A 15,592-nucleotide genomic window follows, 5' to 3' on the forward strand; every position below is an offset into this window, starting at 1 on the left:
CCTGAGCCGGCGGCGCCGGCCCTGAATGGGCCTGAGCCGAGGAGCTGGGCCGGGGTCCGGCTAACGTTGCCCTGCTCTAGGAAACGCGGGAGGACAGGGATGGCGAGGCTGGGACCCGGCACGGCGGACGCCGCGGGGCTGATCGCGGGCTATCTGCTCGATGCCGCGTTCGGGGATCCGCGCCGGTTTCATCCGGTGGCCGGCTTCGGGACGGTGGCCGGAGCCCTCGAGCGCCGTCTCTACGCTCCCACCCGGCGGTCCGGGGCCGCCTTCACCGCGATCGCCGTCGGTGTCCCGGCTGTGGCCGGCGTCGCCGCCTCGGTGGCCACCCGTCGCCTGCCTATCGCTCGAGCCGGGCTTGTCGCCGCCGCGACCTGGACCGTTCTCGGTGGGCGGACCCTCCGCCGCGAGTCGCGGATCATGGCGAAGCACCTGGACCGCGACGACATCGACGCCGCCCGTGGGCGGCTCAACCATCTCTGCGGCCGCGACCCCTCGCGGCTCGACGCCCCCGAGCTGGCCCGCGCCACCGTCGAGTCGGTGGCCGAGAACACGTCCGACGCCGTCGTCGCCCCGCTCTTCTGGGGTGGCGTCCTCGGCCTGCCCGGCCTGCTGGCCTACCGCGCCGCCAACACCCTCGACGCCATGGTCGGGCACCGCTCCGAGCGGTATGCCCGGTTCGGCACCCCCTCGGCCCGGCTCGACGACGCCCTCAACCTGGTTCCTTCGCGCCTGACCGGCCTGCTCACGATCGCCTCCGCGCCCATCGCCGGTGGTTCGCCCCGGGAGACCCTGCGGGTCTGGCGCCGTGATCGGAACGACCATCCCTCACCCAACGCCGGTCAGTGCGAATCGGCGATGGCCGGTGCTCTGGGCGTACGGCTGGGGGGTCGAAATGTCTATTTCGGTCGAAGCGAGACCAGGCCCTTCCTCGGCGACGGCCCGAAGCCCAAGGCCGTGCACCTGCGCCGCGCCGCCCGCGTCTCCGCCTTGGTAGGGGTGGGGGCCGCCATGATCGCCGCCGGAATAGCCGCGGCCAGGAGCCGGCCGGCGGCCGTGACCGGGAGCCGGCTGGCCGCCTCGGTCGGGGGACGGCGATGAGCGGGCTTCTGGTCGCCGGCACGACCTCCGACGCCGGCAAGAGCATTCTCACCGCCGGCATCTGCCGCTGGCTGCATCGCCGTGGGGTCAAGGTCGCCCCGTTCAAGGCGCAGAACATGTCCAACAACTCCGTGGTCGTCGTCGGGCCGGACGGTCGCGGCGGCGAGATCGGGCGGGCCCAGGCCATGCAGGCCGCCGCCTGTGGCGTCGCGCCCGATCTGCGCTTCAACCCTGTCCTGCTCAAGCCCGGCAGTGACGTCTCGAGCCAGGTCGTCCTGCTCGGCGAGGCGGTCGACACCGTCACCGCCGGCAACTACCGGGCCCTCAAGCCGCGGCTGGCCGAGGTCGCCCACGCCGCCCTGGCCGAGCTGCGCGCCGAGTACGACGCGGTCATCTGCGAGGGCGCCGGCAGCCCCTCCGAGATCAACCTGCGCGACGGCGACTTCGTCAACATGGGCCTGGCCCGGCGGGCCGGCCTGCCCGCCATCGTCGTCGGTGACATCGATCGGGGCGGGGTCTTCGCCGCGCTTTTCGGCACGGTCGCGCTGCTCGATCCGGCCGACCAGGCGCTCGTGGCCGGTTTTGTGATCAACAAGTTCCGGGGTGACCGGGGGATCCTCGCGCCGGGGCTCAACATGATCACCTCGGCCACCGGGCGGCCCGTGCTCGGCGTGCTGCCGTTCCACCTCGACGTCTGGCTCGACGGGGAGGATTCGCTGGCCTACGGGCGGGTGCTCGGACGTCCGGCCGCGCCGCATGGCTCCGAGTGGCTCCGGGTCGCTGTCGTACGCCTGCCTCGCGTCTCCAACGCCACGGACGCCGAGGCCCTCGCGGCGGAGCCGGGTGTCCGCGTACGGCTGACGGTCGAACCGGCCGAGATCGCCGACGCCGACCTCGTGGTTCTTCCCGGATCCAAGTCCACGGTCAGCGATCTCGCCTGGCTCCGCGAGACGGGTCTGGCCGACGCGGTGCTCGCACACGCGTACGCGGGAAAGCCTTTGCTCGGCATTTGCGGCGGTTTCCAGATGCTTTCCCGGACGATTCACGATGAGGTCGAGAGCGGCCGGGGAACCGTACAAGGCCTGGAGCTTCTGCCTTTGGAAATCACCTTCGGCCCCCGCAAGATTCTCGCGCAGTCCCGCGGTCAGGGGTTCGGTGTGCCGGTCGCCGGATACGAGATCCATCACGGCTTCGTCTCGCGACAGGACCAGGTCAAACCCTTGCTTGTGTACGCCGATGAGCGCGCCGAAGGAGCCATGGCCGGCAATGTTTTCGGCACGCATTGGCACGGCGCCTTCGAGTCCGACGAGTTCCGCCGGCGCTTTCTCACCGAAGCCGCGCGCCTGGCCGGCCGGCGTGGTTTCACCGTCGCGCCCGACACCCGTTTCGCCGATCTGCGCGAACGCTCGCTCGACGTTCTCGGCGATCTCGTCGAGGAGCACCTGGACACCGATGCCCTGTGGCGGCTCGTCGAGCAGGGCCCGCCGGGTGGACTTCCGTTCATTCCGCCGGGAGCACCTGGATAAATGTTGCGCCCCGGAAGTACCTTGAGCCTGGCGTGTTCAGGCCCGGAGCTCAGGACGGGGTGTGGGATCGATGACGACCGACGAGGAGAACCGCCCGGTACGCCGGCGGGTCACACTGACCGGCATCAGCTCGCGGGCCTGGGAACATCCGGCCGACCGGGGCGCGCTGACCGCCCTGCGTGAGCTGCGCGGCTTCGACGACGTGGTCAAGGCGTTCTTCGGCATGTGGAACGAGCGCGGGTTCCGCCTGCAGTTCCTGGCCGGCGCCATCCGGGTCGACCACCGGCAGTACCCGCGTGTCTACCAGCGCTTCACCGAGGCCGCGCAGACCCTCGACGTGGTCGAGCTGCCGGAGCTGTACGTGTCGCAGGACCCGATCATCAACGGCTCCGCCATCGGGCTCGACAAGCCGTTCATCGTGATCACCACGGCCGCCGTGGAGCGGCTCGACGACGACGAGCTGCGGGCCATGCTGGGTCACGAGATCGGTCACGTGCGCAGCGGCCACGCCGTCTACAAGACGATCATGATGATCCTCACGCGCTGGGCGGCCAACCTGAGCTGGCTGCCGGTCGGCGCGATCGCGCTGCGGGCGATCATCGCCGCGATGTTCGAGTGGTGGCGTAAGGCCGAGCTGTCGGCCGACCGGGCCGGCCTGCTCGCCGGCCAGGACCCGGCGGCCTCGCTGCGCCTGCTGATGAAACTGGCCGGCGGCGGCGACCTCTCCCAGATCGACACGGCCGCCTTCCTCGAGCAGGCCGCCGAGTACGAGAGCGGCGGCGACCTGCGCGACAGCATCCACAAGATCGGCATGACCGCGTGGAGCACCCACCCGGTGCCCGTGGCCCGTGCCGCCGAGCTTCGCAAATGGGTCGACTCGGGTGCGTACGCGCAGATCCTGGGCGGCGACTACCCGCGCCGCGACTCCGACGGCGACGCCTCGGTCTCCGAGGACGTCAAGGCCGCCGCGCAGTCGTACCGCGACACTTTCAACAACTCGCAGGACCCGCTGGTCGGCCTGCTCCGCAAGCTCGGCGACGGCGCCGGCGACCTGGCCGGCTCCGCCGTCCGCGGCGCCCGCAACTGGGCGAGCGACGCTTCGCGCCGAGGTCGAGACGACACCTGACCTTTAGGGCCTTTCCGCAGCCGACGCCAGCCACCACCTGGACCTCGCCTCGCACCCACGTGGTCCATCGGATAGGCCCTAGGATCGGTTCATGAGTTTGAGTGAAACCGATCTGCGCGCCGCGGTCGCGCGGGAGCTGCCCGGGGTCCGTGCCGACCTCGAGCGGCTGATCCGCATCCCCGGCATCGCCTTCGAGGGCTTCGACCACTCCCACGTGGAGCGGTCGGCCGAGGCCGTCGCGGAGCTGCTGCGCGGCGTGGGTCTCGACGTGCAGATCGTGCGGCACGGCGGCCAGCCCGCCGTGATCGGCCGTAAGGCGGCCCCGGCGGGCGCGCCGACCGTCCTGCTCTACGCCCACCACGACGTGCAGCCGGTCGGCGACCTCGACAAGTGGACGAGCGACCCGTTCGAGCCGCAGGAGCGCGACGGCCGTCTCTACGGCCGCGGCGCCGCCGACGACAAGGCCGGCGTGATGGCCCACATCGCCGCGCTGCGCGCCTTCGGCGACCAGCTCCCGGTCGGTGTCGTGGTCTTCGTCGAGGGCGAGGAGGAGTACGGCTCGGACTCGCTCGACGCGATCATCCAGGCTCACCTCGAGGAGCTGCGCTCCGACGTGATCGTGATCGCCGACTCCGGCAACTGGGACATCGGCGAGCCGGCCCTGACCACGTCGCTGCGCGGCCTGGTCAACCTGTTCGCCGAGGTCAAGGTGCTGCGCAGCGCCGTGCACAGCGGCATGTACGGCGGCCCCGTCCCCGACGCCCTGATCACGCTGTCCCGCCTGATCACGAGCCTGCACGACGAGCACGGCGAGGTGGCCGTCGACGGCCTGGTGGGCCGCGAGGGCGCGCCGGTCGACTATCCGGAGGACCGTTTCCGCCACGAGGCGGGCACGCTCGACGGCGTCGAGCTGATCGGCAAGGGCACGATCACCGACCGGCTCTGGACCAAGCCGGCCATCTCGGTGCTCGGCATCGACGCGCCCCGCACGCTGGAGGCGGCCAACGCCCTCCAGCCCACGGCCAAGGCCAAGATCGGCGTGCGCCTGGCCCCGGGCGACGACCCGCAGGCGGCGTACGAGGCGGTCAAGGCCCACCTGGAGAAGAACGTGCCGTGGGGCGCGCAGGTCGAGGTCACCCTGGAGAGCCTGGGCTCGCCCTGCGTGATCGACGCGACCGGCCCGGCCTACGACGCGGCCCGCGCCGCCTTCACCTCGGCCTGGGACGGCACGTCGCCGGTCGACATCGGCGTGGGCGGGTCGATCCCGTTCATCGCCACCTTCCAGGAGCTCTTCCCGCAGGCCGCGGTGCTGGTCACCGGCGTCGAAGACCCGTACGCGGGCGCGCACGGCCCGAACGAGAGCCTGCACCTCGGCGAGTTCGAGCGGGTCTGCGTGGCCGAGGCTCTCCTGCTCAAGAACGTGGCGGACACATTGTCTCAGTAAGGGAGCGGCCGATGGCCGAGCTGACGTGTGACGTGCTGGTGGCGGGCGCCGGTCCGACCGGGCTGATGCTCGCCAACTGGCTGGTCAAACTCGGGGTCGACGTGATCGTCGCCGACGGCAAGGAGGGGCCCACCCGCGAGTCGCGGGCCCTCGTCGTGCAGGCGCGCAGTCTCGAGATCTACGACCAGCTCGGCCTCGGCGACCTCGTGCTCCACGCCGCGCACCGTGCGGACGCCCTCGCGCCCGGTTTCAACGACCGCGCGTTCGGGCGGATCCCGATCGGGCCTCTCGGTGGCGACCTCACCCCGTACCCCTTCATCGAGGTCCTCGAGCAGAGCCGTAACGAGGAGATCCTGCACGAGAATCTCCAGAAGATCGGCGGCCGGGTCCATTGGGAGACCCCGGTGACGGCGGTGACTCAGACCGACGAGGGCGTGGTGGCCAAGGTCGGCAACGACACCGTGCGGGCCCGGTTCTGCGTGGGCTGCGACGGGGCCAATTCGGTCGTACGGAAATCCCGCCGCATCCCGTTCGAGGGCGTGACCAACCCGTACAGGTTCTTCGTCCTCGACGCGGCCGCGACCGGCGGCCTGGTGGAGAACGCGATAAACGTGCGCCCCGGCGGCTCCGACTTCCTGCTCGGCTTCCCGATGCGGGGCCGCGGCAATTGGCGGATCATCGGCCTGGTCGGCGACGAGGAGCTGGCCGAGGAGGATGTGCGCCCCCGCATCCGCAAGTTCGCGGTGACGTACGGCGAGGCCCGCTGGTTCGCGACGTACAAGGTGCACCACCGGGTCGCGGCGGCGTTCCGGGACGGGCCGTTCTTCCTGGCCGGGGACGCGGCCCACGTCCATTCGCCGGTCGGCGGCCAGGGCATGAACACGGGCCTGCAGGACGCCCACAACCTCGCGTTCAAGCTGGCCGACGTGGTGCACGGCCGCCGCAAGGACGCCTGGCTCGACCGGTACGAGGCCGAGCGCCGCCCGGTGGCGCAGACGCTGATCGCCACCACCGACCGGATCTTCGGCGCGGTCACCTCCCAGCGCCTGGCCTTCCGCGCCCTGCGGGCGCTGGTGGTGCCGTTGCTGGCGCCGTTGGGGGTACGGATTCTGCCGCGCGCCTCGGGCGGTTCGCGCCTGTTCCAATACGTGGCCCAGATCCGCGTCCACTACTGGATGACGGCCATCGCCGAGGCGGCCTCGGGCGGGCGGCGCGACCCGGTCGTCGGCCGCCGGCTGCCCTGGACGGGCGGCAACTTCGACGTTCTGCGCGAGCTCACCTGGCAGATCCACGCCTACGGGGAGGTGGCCGACATCCCCGATCTGGGCGTGCCGGTGCACGTCTTCGCCGCGGCGCCACCTCGGACCGGCCTCGTCGCGGGACGGCTCTACCTCGTACGTCCCGACGGCTTCGTGGCCGCCGCGGCCGCTCCGGGTGACGCCGCCGACACGTTTTCGCCCCTGCTCACGGGCTGACAGAGGGACTTCGTCACAACGAGTGAACCGGTGCGCAAGTGCGATGCGTCCTGTTAGGATATCGAACATGCGTTCGAACGAAGTGTCTGCAACCCTTGTTCCGGTGGTGCGGTCGTTGCCGGTCGGACCGCGCCATGCCATCGACCGGCTTCGCTCCCGGGAGCGTCTCGAGTCCATCGCCCGGCTCCGCGCCGCGGTCCACGCGATGAGCTCGGTCGACGTCGCCGACTGGGACGACTCCGCCCTCACCGACCATCTGGAAGACCTGTCGGCCACCCTGGTCGCCCTCGACGCCCAGGTGACCCGCGTGGCCGATCAGGTCCGGGCCCGCGGCTTCCGCATCTCCGAGCCGCGCGCGGCCTGAGTTCCAGCCCGGTTCCAGCCCGGTTCCAGCCGGAAAATGTCAGGGGGTGCTGCCAGGATGGCTGAGTGCGATTCCTCGACCTGGCGGCGACCTCAGCGGCCGTCGCGGCGACCTCCGGGCGCAAGGCCAAGATCGAGCTCCTGGCCGACGCGCTGCGCCGGCTCGACCCCGATGAGATCGCGGCCGGCTCCGCGTTCCTCGCCGGCGAGCTGCGGCAGCGGCAGACCGGGGTGGGCTATGCGAGCCTGCGCGACCAGCCGCCGCCCGCGGCCGAGCCGAGCCTCACCGTCGGCGGCGTCGACGCCGCCATCGCCGAGATCTCGGTCGTCGCCGGCGCCGGCTCACAGGCCCGGCGGCGCGAGCTGCTCGGCGCCCTCTTCGCCGCCGCCACCGCCGACGAGCAGCGCCTGCTGGTCGGCCTGTTCGGCGGCGAGCTGCGCCAGGGCGCCCAGGCCGGCCTGCTGGCCGACGCGATCGCCAAGGCCTCCGAGACCCCGCTGACGGCGGTCCGCCGGGCGCTGCTGCTCTCCGGCGACCTCAAACAGGTGGCCGTCGCCGCGCTGACCGGCGGCGCGCCCGCCCTGGCCGACATCCACCTGAGGGTCGGCACCCCGCTCACCCCGATGCTGGCCCAGGCCGCCCCCGACGTCGGCGCCGCCCTGCTGGCCACCGGCGCCCCGGCCACGGTCGACGTGAAACTCGACGGCATCCGCATCCAGGTCCACCGCTCCGGCGACGACGTGGCCGTCTTCACCCGAAGCCTCGACGACATCACCGCCCGCATGCCCGAGGTGGTCGACGCGGTCCGCAAACTCCCCTTCCGCGAGGCAGTCCTCGACGGCGAGGCCATGGCCTTGGACGAGACAGGCCGCCCCCGCCCGTTCCAGGAAACCTCAAGCCGAGCCGCCACCCGCGGCGCCCGGTCATCCACCCGCTCAGCTTCCGCGCCGGCGGCCTCTGTGCCTGCCTCTGGGCGGGGGTCCTCTCGGGCGGGATCTGCTGCGGCGCCGATCGCTCTCACTCCCTATTTCTTTGATCTGCTGCATCTCGACGGTGTGGATCTGCTGGATGAGCCGGGGCGGGTGCGGTGGGCGGCGCTGGCCGGCGCGCTCCCGTCGGAGCTGATCGTCGGGCGGACGACGGTCGAGACCGAGGAGGAGGCGGCGGCCGCGTTCGCGGCGGCGATCGCGGCCGGGCAGGAGGGTGTGGTCATCAAGGCGACCGAGGCACCGTACGACGTGGGGCGCCGGGGCAATGCCTGGGTCAAGGTCAAACCCCGTCATACGCTCGACCTGGTGGTTCTCGCGGTCGAGTGGGGGCACGGGCGGCGCCGGGGCTGGCTGTCGAATCTGCACCTGGGAGCGCTCGATCCGCGGACCGGGGAGTTCGTGATGCTCGGCAAGACGTTCAAGGGGCTCACCGATGAACTGCTGCGCTGGCAGACCGAGCGTTTCCAGGAGCTGAAGGTCGACGACAACGGCTGGGTCGTCCGGGTGCGGCCGGTGCAGGTGGTCGAGATCGCCTTCGACGGCGTGCAGACGTCCCCGCGCTACCCGGGCGGGGTGGCGCTGCGCTTCGCCCGGGTCCTGCGCTACCGCGACGACAAGCCGGCGGCCGAGGCCGACACCATCGACACGGTCCGCGCCATCGGCGGCCACCCACCGCCGTAGATCGCACGGTGAGCAGCGGTGCCGGGTAACTCCGGGTAGTGGCCGCGGTGGTGCGGTAGCGGATTGCTAACGCTTGCCGTCGTCCGTGGCGGCCCGCTTGCGGTCGGCTTCCTCGACCCGATCGCCGGTGGCGGCCAGCGCGGCGGCCTTCTTGCGGTCGTACTCCTCGACCCGGTCGCCAGAAGCGGCAGCCGTGCGGCGGTCATAGTCGTCCACGCGGTCGCCGGCAGCGGCCTTGCGGCGGTCGTACTCCTCTACGCGGTCGCCGGAAGCGGACCGGCGGCGGTCGTGATCTTCGACTCGGTCGCGGGAGTGGTCGGTGGTGGCGGTCCGGGCTGTGGCCGGGACCGGCTCGCGGGCGGCGCCGGGGGAGCGGGGTTTCGACTCGCCCTTGGCCTCCTTGCGGGCGTAGTAGCCGTACGCGAAGAGGGCCATCACCGCGAACAGCCACCACTGGACCGCGTAGCCGCCGTTCTGCCAGGCGTCCTCGTGATCGATCGGGATCCGGGTGAACGCGGCGTCGTTCACCGGCGTCTGCTCGGTGAGGAGCACGTACGCTCCGTACACGGGATAGGGCATTTCGTGTGCGAGCTTGGGCACCGCGACGCGCCTGGTGTCCAGACGGCCGTTGCGCTGCTCGATCGGCGCCGGTCGACTTTCCGACAGGTGGAGCTGGCCCACGACGGTCACCGTGCCTGTCGGGGCGGCCGGCACCGTGGGCGCCGCCAGCGCCCCGCCGGCCGGGGCCGGGATCCAGCCGCGGTCGACCAGCACGGCCGTGCCGTCCTCCAGGATCAGCGGCGTGACGATCTCGTACCCGACGTCGCCGTCGACCGTGCGGCCCCGCGCCTGGATCTCGTGAGCCGGGTCATAGCGGCCGCTCACTGTGACCTTTGTCCAGGCCAGGTCCTTGCCGGGGGCCTCGCCGGAGGCGCTCGCGGCTGTCGGCCGGGTCAGCACGGAGGTCATCGGGACGGCCTGCACGGAGTCGGCGGCGTTGATGCGATTGTTGATCGCGCTGCGCTCCTCGTACCGTCGCAGCTGCCAGTTGCCGAGCATCACCATGACCGACGCGGCCGCCAGAGCGAACGCGGCGGCGGCCAGCCAGCGCGGCCTCAGCAGGAAGCGGTACACGTCCCGAGGCTACCCGTCGGCAGGTTGACACCTGCTGGGGCCAGGTACTGTCCCACTTCGGTAGTCGACAACAGGCGATATTCCGTTCGGGAGAGTCATAGATGAGCGCCCAGCCCCGTCTGGTCGTGAGCGCGCCCGCGTCCGGGCACGGCAAGACCGCGATCGCGGTCGGCCTGCTCGCGGCGACCGCGGCGCGTGGCATCCCGGCGGCCGGGTTCAAGGTCGGCCCGGATCACACCGACGCCGCGTACCTCGGTCTCGCGGCCGGCCGGCCCGGCCGCAACCTCGATCCCCGCCTGGTCGGCGCGCAGCGCATCGCGCCTTTGTTCCTGCACGGCGCCGGCAGCGCGCAACTCTCGGTGATCGAGGGGGCCATGGGCCTGTTCGACTCGCTCACCGGCCAGCCCGAGATCGACGGCACCGCCGCGGTCGCGGCCGCCCTGCACGCGCCGGTCGTGCTGGTCGTCGACGTCGCCGCGATGGGGCATTCGCTGGCCGCGCTCGTGCACGGCTTCCGCATGTTCGACGAGATGGTCCACCTGGGCGGGGTGATCCTCAACCGGGTCGCGTCGCCGCGCCACGAGCAGATGCTGCGCACCGCCCTCGACGACATCGGCATGCCGGTGCTGGGCGCGCTGCGCCGCGGTGACCTGCCGAACGTCCTTCCGGCCCGCGCGCACGGCCCGGTGCCGGTCGCCCACCGTACGGTCGAGGCCAGCCGTGCCGTCCGCCGTCTCGGCGAGGCCGTGGCGGGCGCGCTCGACATGGATCGCCTGATGGCCCTCGCGGCCTCGGCCCCCGCCCTGCCCGGGCCCATCTGGACGCCCGCCGACGTCGTCGGCGGCGAGGTCTTCGACCAGCGACCGGTGGTCGCGCTTGCGGGTGGTCCGGGTGCTCCTTTCACGTACGTCGAGACGGCCGAACTCCTGACGGCGGCGGGAGCGGACGTGGCCGTGGTCGATCCTCTGCGCGACGAGTCGCTGCCGGCCGGCACGCGCGCTCTGATCGTCGGCGCCGGCCTTCCCGAGGGGTACGCCGAGGAGCTGTCGGCCAACCGCAGGCTCTGCAACGACGTGGCGCAGTTCGCCCGCGACGGCTGGCCGGTCGTAGCCGAGGGCGTGGCCCTGCCGTGGCTCGGCCGTGAGTTCGACGGCCGCCCGATGTGCGGCGTCTTCGACGCGTCGGCCACCACCGCCGACCAGACCATCGCCGGATATCGCGAGGCCACCGCGCCCACCACCTCGACGCTGGCCCCGGCCGGAGCCCGCATCACCGGCTACAAGCAGCACCGCGCGATCGTGACCCCGCGCGCCGGCACGGTCCCGGCCTGGACGTGGTCGGGCGGCAACCCCGAGGGCTTCGTCTGGCGCCAGGTACACGCCTCCCAGCTCGGCCTGCACTGGGCGGCCGCCCCCGAGATCGCCAAACGCATCGTCTCGGCCGCCCTGGCCGGCCCGGCGCCGATGGCCCCACCGTCCCGCCCCGCGATGCCCCCGCAGCCCCAGCCGATGCCCCCGGCCCAGCCCCAGCCGATGCCCCAGTCCCAGCCTCAGCCGATGCCGTCGGCCCAGCCCCAGCCGTCCCAGCCCCAACCGCAACCGGCTCAGTCCCACGCGGCCCAGTTTCAGCCGGCGGAGTCCCACGGGGCCCAATCCCACCCGGGCCAGTTTCAGCCGGCGGAGCCCCACCCGGCCCAATCCCACCCAGGACAGTTTCAGCAGGCGGAGTCCTACCCGGCCCAGATTCAATCGGCGCAGCTACAACCAGCCCAATCCCACCCGGTCCAGTCTCAGCCGGCCCAGCCCCAGGCTCCGACCTCGCCGGCCGAGCCTCTGACACCGCAGCCGGTCCCGGGCGAGTCGCAGCCGACCCAGGCCTTCGCGGTCCAGGCGTCGCCGGCTCAGCAGCAAGCACCGTCCGCTCATCAGCCCGCCCCGGCACAGCAGTCGCCCGGCTATCCGCAGTCTGGCCCCGCGCAGCAGTCGCCCGGCTATCCGCAGTCTGGCCCCGCGCAGCAGTCGCCCGGCTATCCGCAGTCTGGCCCCGCGCAGCAGTCGCCCGGTTATCCGCACCCCGGCCGTCCCGAGCACCTGGGGTCGCCCGGGCAGCAGCCGGCCCGGCAACCCGGCGCCTCGCCCGTTGACGCTGATCAACAGGCGCCGTCACGGCCGGCCGCGTCCTCGTCCAATCTGAACGACACCGTGGACATCACCATCTCCTGAGCGAGTGGGAGCCCGCGCGGGGCCGGTCACCGATCCGGGTCGCCCGGATGACGCCGCGCAACAGCCGAACGCCGCGAGTTCGGCCGCCGAAACGCGCCCGTTCCACATAGATCAGGCCGAAAGCACGGACCACCGCGAAAACGCCCTCCGCGAGGCACAAAACTGTCGTACCCCGGCCGTAACGTGAACTTAACGAGGACGACCCGAAGGAGGACTGCCGTGGCCGATCGTGTGCCGCTGGACTTCGACCCGCCGGTTCGGGTGATGCGAGCGCTTCTGCTGGGCATCGACAATCACGAGCTCCTTGGCCCCACCCCGTGTCCCGACTGGAGCGTCGCCGCTCTTCTCGATCATCTGATGGGCCTGTCCTTCGCCTTCACGCAGACCGCCCGCAAACGCGCCGACGCCCCCGGCACCTCCGAGCCGCCGCCCGAGCCCTCCGCGCAACATCTGTCCCGGCATTGGCGCAGCCGCCTGCCCGTCCTCCTGGAAGACCTCGCCACCGCCTGGAAAGAGCAGACCGCCTGGACCGGCACGTCCGCCGCCGGCGGCGTCACCATGCCCGCCGCCGCCCTCGGCCACGTCGCCATGACCGAGCTGATCGTCCACGGCTGGGACCTGGCCCGGTCCACCGGCCAGGAATACGCGGCCGACCCCCGCACCCTCGAGATCCTCATCGAGTTCAACGCGCAATATCCGCCCGAGGGCACTCCCGGCCTGTTCGGCCCGGTCCTCCCGATCACCGACGACGAGGCCACCCTGCTCGACCAGCTCCTGGCCCTCGCCGGCCGCGACGCCAGGTGGCGCGCTCCCCGCCGCCGCCCGGCCGCCCCCGCCGCCTGAGCACCTGGGGAAACTGGGGGCCTGAGGATCTGGAGGGGAGGGCGCTAGTCGCGGTTGGTGTCCTCGCGGTTCGGGTTCCGGCGGCCGGAGTCGTTGCCGGCATCCGACAGGCGGTCGGCGTCATCCGCCGAGTCGCGATCACGGCCGGCGTCGGCGCCGCGATCACGGTCGGCGCCGCGATCACGGTCGGCGCCCGAGTCGCGGTCGGCATCGCGATCACGGTCCGCGCCGGCGTCGCGGTCGCGGTCACGGTCGGAGTCGCGATCACTGTCGCTGTTGCCGGCGGAGTCGCGGTCCGAGTCGCTGTCCCGGTCGCGGTCCGAGTCCTGGTCGCGGTCCGAGTCCCGGTCGCGGTCCGAGTCCCGGTCGGCGTCGCTGTCGCGGTCGGAGTCGGAGTCGGCGTCGCTGTCACGGTCGGAGTCGGAGTCACGATCGCGGTCGGAGTCGCGGTCACGGTCGCGCTCGCGGTCGGAGTCGCGGTCGCGGTTCCACTTCGAGGTGATCGCGTCCGAGGGCGGGGTGAACTTCAGCTTCGGCTGGCCCTTCAGGGCGTCCTTCAGCGTCTCGGCCACCGTGTACTTCGAGACCGTCCCGCGGCTCGTGCCCACGTTCATCTCGGGGTTGTCCGGGTCCGCCACGAACGCCGCGGCCGCCAACTGCGGCGTGAAGCCGCAGAACCAGGCCGTCTTGTTGCTGTCGGTGGTGCCGCTCTTGCCGGCCACCGGCCGCTTCAGCACGCCGTGGACCATCTCCGACGTACCCCAGCCTCCGCAACTGCCCCGGGCCGCGCCGTAGCCGGTCACGCAGCGGGCCGCGTCCGTCGCCGCCCGGGCCACGTCCACCGAGACCGCCCGGTGGCAGCGGGGCGCCGCGATCTGCTTGCCCTGATATGTCGCCGCCTTGCCGTTGCGGTCGAGGATCGACTTCACCGGCAGCGGCTCGCAGTAGTTGCCCTCCGCGGCCAGCGTCGCGAAGACGTTCGCCATCTCGATCGGCGTCGCGTCGCTCACCCCCAGCGTGAACGCGCCCCAGCCCGACGCGTGCTCCGGTGACGCCAGCCGGCGGTCCACGTCCGTACGCCAGCGCAGACCGAGCCGCTCGGCCATCTTCACCGCCTTCTCCGCGCCGACCTTCTGTTCGAGCTGCACGAAGTAGGTGTTCACCGACTTGCCGAAGCCGCTCCACATCGTCTGGTCGCCGGTCATCGACGACGTCGAGTTCTTCGGGCACCAGTGCGTGCCGCACGTGGCCGGACCGGGCGCCGTGATGTATTTCGAGTAGAACCTCTGCGGGCTGTAGAAGGACGTCGACAGCGGCATCCCCTCGTCCAGGGCGGCCAGCATCGTGAAGATCTTGAAGGTGGAGCCCGCCTGATAGCCGGCCATCGAGCCGCCGCCGAGCAGCGGGTTCACCGTGTTCGGGAAGTTGCCCTTCACGTTGCGGTAGCGGCTGTGCTTCTCGTTGCCGGACTGGTCGAGCGAGTACCGCCGGTTCACCGCCATGCTGAGCACCCGGCCGGTGCCCGGCTCGATGATGACCTGGCCATGTGCGATGCGGCTGCGGCGCTTCTCCTTGTCGAGGACGTGCTCCATGGCGTACCCCTGGATCCTGGGGTCGATGGAGGTGACCACGCGGTAGCCGCCGCGTCGCAGGTTCTCCTCGCGCTCGGAGGTGGTCCGGCCGAAGGCCGGCTGTTCCTTCCACCACGACTTGAAGTAGTCGCAGAAGAAACCCCAGTCGTTGTGCGGGTCGGCGATCGAGATGCAGTCGTTCGGCGCCGAGCTGAGCTTCAACGTGATCTTCGCCCGTTTGGCGCCGGCCGCCTCAGCCGCCGTGATCGTGCGCATCTTGACCATCTGGTCGATCACGTAGTTGCGGCGGTTCGTGGCCGCCTCCCGGTCCTGGGTCGCCGGGTCGTAGGCCGACGGCGCCTTGACCAGGCCGGCGAGCAGGGCGGCCTCCGTGAGGGTCAGATTCTTCGGCGACTTCGAGAAGAAGACCTGAGAGGCGGCGAAGATGCCGTACGCCCGGTGGCCGTAGTACGCCGAGTTGAGGTACCGCTCGAGGATCTCCTGCTTGGTGAGCCGCTTCTCCAGCTCGATGGCGAGCCGCATCTCCCGCAGCTTGCGCGAGGTGGTCTGCTCGGTCGCCTCGAGCGCCTCCTTGGGGGTCTGCGCGCCGTCCCGGAGCGCCATGCGGACGTACTGCATGGTCAGGGTCGACGCTCCCTGCGAGACCCCGCCGGCCTTCTGGTTGGCGACGAAGGCCCGGGCCACGCCCTTGGCGTCGACCCCGTTGTGCTCGTAGAAGCGGGTGTCCTCGGAGGCCACGATCGCCTGGGTGATGTAGGGCGACATGTCCGTGATCTTCACGGGCTTGCGGTGCTCCTCGTAGAACGTCGTGAGCAGCGTCTTCCCGTCGCTGGCGTAGACGTAGGTCGTCTGCGCGGTGGGCACCTCGATGAGTTCCTCGGGCAGGCCCTCGAGGGCTTCGGTGCCGGCCTTGACGCCGAGTCCGGCGAGGGCGGCCAGTGGATAGGCGAGGCCGGCGACCACGAGTCCCGCGATCAGGCCGGCACGGACGAGGGGAGCGACTTTTCCGGCTGCCACCCCTAGAAGGTATGACAAAACCTCTTATTTGCTCACGGAACAGCCGAAGTAACGTGCGTATCACGGTCGGGCATTCTG

At 71.6% G+C, this 15,592-nt stretch carries 9 protein-coding genes and 2 pseudogenes; 9 read left to right on the forward strand and 2 right to left on the reverse strand.

The window, feature by feature from the left end:
- Positions 1 to 99: 99 nt before the first annotated feature.
- The 7 genes from ACFY36_RS45690 (at position 100) to ACFY36_RS45720 (ending at position 8,706) form a co-directional block, all read left to right on the forward strand.
- Positions 100 to 1,101 (forward strand): cobalamin biosynthesis protein, encoded by a 1,002-nt coding sequence (locus tag ACFY36_RS45690; RefSeq protein ID WP_499752193.1) that lies wholly within the window; start codon positions 100 to 102, stop codon positions 1,099 to 1,101.
- The gene (locus ACFY36_RS45695; RefSeq protein ID WP_499752194.1) at positions 1,098 to 2,627 is read left to right on the forward strand and encodes a cobyric acid synthase; all 1,530 of its coding nucleotides are present in this window, start codon (positions 1,098 to 1,100) and stop codon (positions 2,625 to 2,627) included. Before ACFY36_RS45690 ends, ACFY36_RS45695 begins: the two co-directional genes overlap by 4 nt.
- Positions 2,628 to 2,697: 70 nt before the next feature.
- Positions 2,698 to 3,753 (forward strand): M48 family metallopeptidase, encoded by a 1,056-nt coding sequence (locus ACFY36_RS45700; RefSeq protein ID WP_499752195.1) that lies wholly within the window; start codon positions 2,698 to 2,700, stop codon positions 3,751 to 3,753.
- 97 nt (positions 3,754 to 3,850) lie between these two features.
- Positions 3,851 to 5,197 (forward strand): dipeptidase, encoded by a 1,347-nt coding sequence (locus ACFY36_RS45705; protein WP_499752250.1) that lies wholly within the window; start codon positions 3,851 to 3,853, stop codon positions 5,195 to 5,197.
- Between the two features lie 11 nt (positions 5,198 to 5,208).
- Complete coding sequence (locus ACFY36_RS45710) at positions 5,209 to 6,672, forward strand: FAD-dependent monooxygenase (RefSeq protein ID WP_499752196.1); 1,464 nt, start codon at positions 5,209 to 5,211, stop codon at positions 6,670 to 6,672.
- Between the two features lie 67 nt (positions 6,673 to 6,739).
- Positions 6,740 to 7,036, forward strand: coding sequence for a hypothetical protein (locus tag ACFY36_RS45715; protein WP_499752197.1), 297 nt, complete (start codon positions 6,740 to 6,742; stop codon positions 7,034 to 7,036).
- Positions 7,037 to 7,101: 65 nt separating this feature from the next.
- Positions 7,102 to 8,706, forward strand: a complete 1,605-nt coding sequence (locus ACFY36_RS45720; RefSeq protein WP_499752198.1) for an ATP-dependent DNA ligase — start codon at positions 7,102 to 7,104, stop codon at positions 8,704 to 8,706.
- A 339-nt stretch (positions 8,707 to 9,045) separates the two neighbouring features.
- Here the strand turns inward: ACFY36_RS45720 and ACFY36_RS45725 are convergent.
- Positions 9,046 to 9,840: pseudogene (locus ACFY36_RS45725) on the reverse strand (SURF1 family cytochrome oxidase biogenesis protein); the annotation flags it as partial.
- A gap of 101 nt (positions 9,841 to 9,941) precedes the next feature.
- Here ACFY36_RS45725 and ACFY36_RS45730 point away from each other — a divergent pair.
- Together ACFY36_RS45730 and ACFY36_RS45735 are read left to right on the forward strand one after the other, a co-directional pair.
- A complete protein-coding gene (locus ACFY36_RS45730; protein WP_499752199.1) occupies positions 9,942 to 12,062 on the forward strand; it encodes a cobyrinic acid a,c-diamide synthase CobB in 2,121 nt (706 codons plus the stop codon).
- A 219-nt stretch (positions 12,063 to 12,281) separates the two neighbouring features.
- A complete protein-coding gene (locus tag ACFY36_RS45735; RefSeq protein WP_499752200.1) occupies positions 12,282 to 12,905 on the forward strand; it encodes a TIGR03086 family metal-binding protein in 624 nt (207 codons plus the stop codon).
- 494 nt (positions 12,906 to 13,399) lie between these two features.
- On the opposite strand, the pseudogene ACFY36_RS45740 reads toward ACFY36_RS45735, so the two are convergent.
- Positions 13,400 to 15,532, reverse strand: a pseudogene (locus ACFY36_RS45740) (transglycosylase domain-containing protein); the annotation flags it as partial.
- Between the last annotated feature and the right edge of the window lie 60 nt (positions 15,533 to 15,592).

Origin of the sequence: Actinoplanes sp. NPDC000266 (assembly GCF_042899005.1) — a bacterium.
Lineage (GTDB): Bacteria > Actinomycetota > Actinomycetes > Mycobacteriales > Micromonosporaceae > Actinoplanes.

Excerpts from the sequence above, each read along its gene's own strand:
- ACFY36_RS45730 (WP_499752199.1), top strand. The coding sequence starts at position 9,942 with ATGAGCGCCCAGCCCCGTCTGGTCGTGAGCGCGCCCGCGTCCGGGCAC.
- ACFY36_RS45700 (WP_499752195.1), top strand. The coding sequence starts at position 2,698 with ATGACGACCGACGAGGAGAACCGCCCGGTACGCCGGCGGGTCACACTG.
- ACFY36_RS45710 (WP_499752196.1), top strand. The coding sequence starts at position 5,209 with ATGGCCGAGCTGACGTGTGACGTGCTGGTGGCGGGCGCCGGTCCGACC.
- ACFY36_RS45715 (WP_499752197.1), top strand. The coding sequence starts at position 6,740 with ATGCGTTCGAACGAAGTGTCTGCAACCCTTGTTCCGGTGGTGCGGTCG.
- ACFY36_RS45690 (WP_499752193.1), top strand. The coding sequence starts at position 100 with ATGGCGAGGCTGGGACCCGGCACGGCGGACGCCGCGGGGCTGATCGCG.
- ACFY36_RS45695 (WP_499752194.1), top strand. The coding sequence starts at position 1,098 with ATGAGCGGGCTTCTGGTCGCCGGCACGACCTCCGACGCCGGCAAGAGC.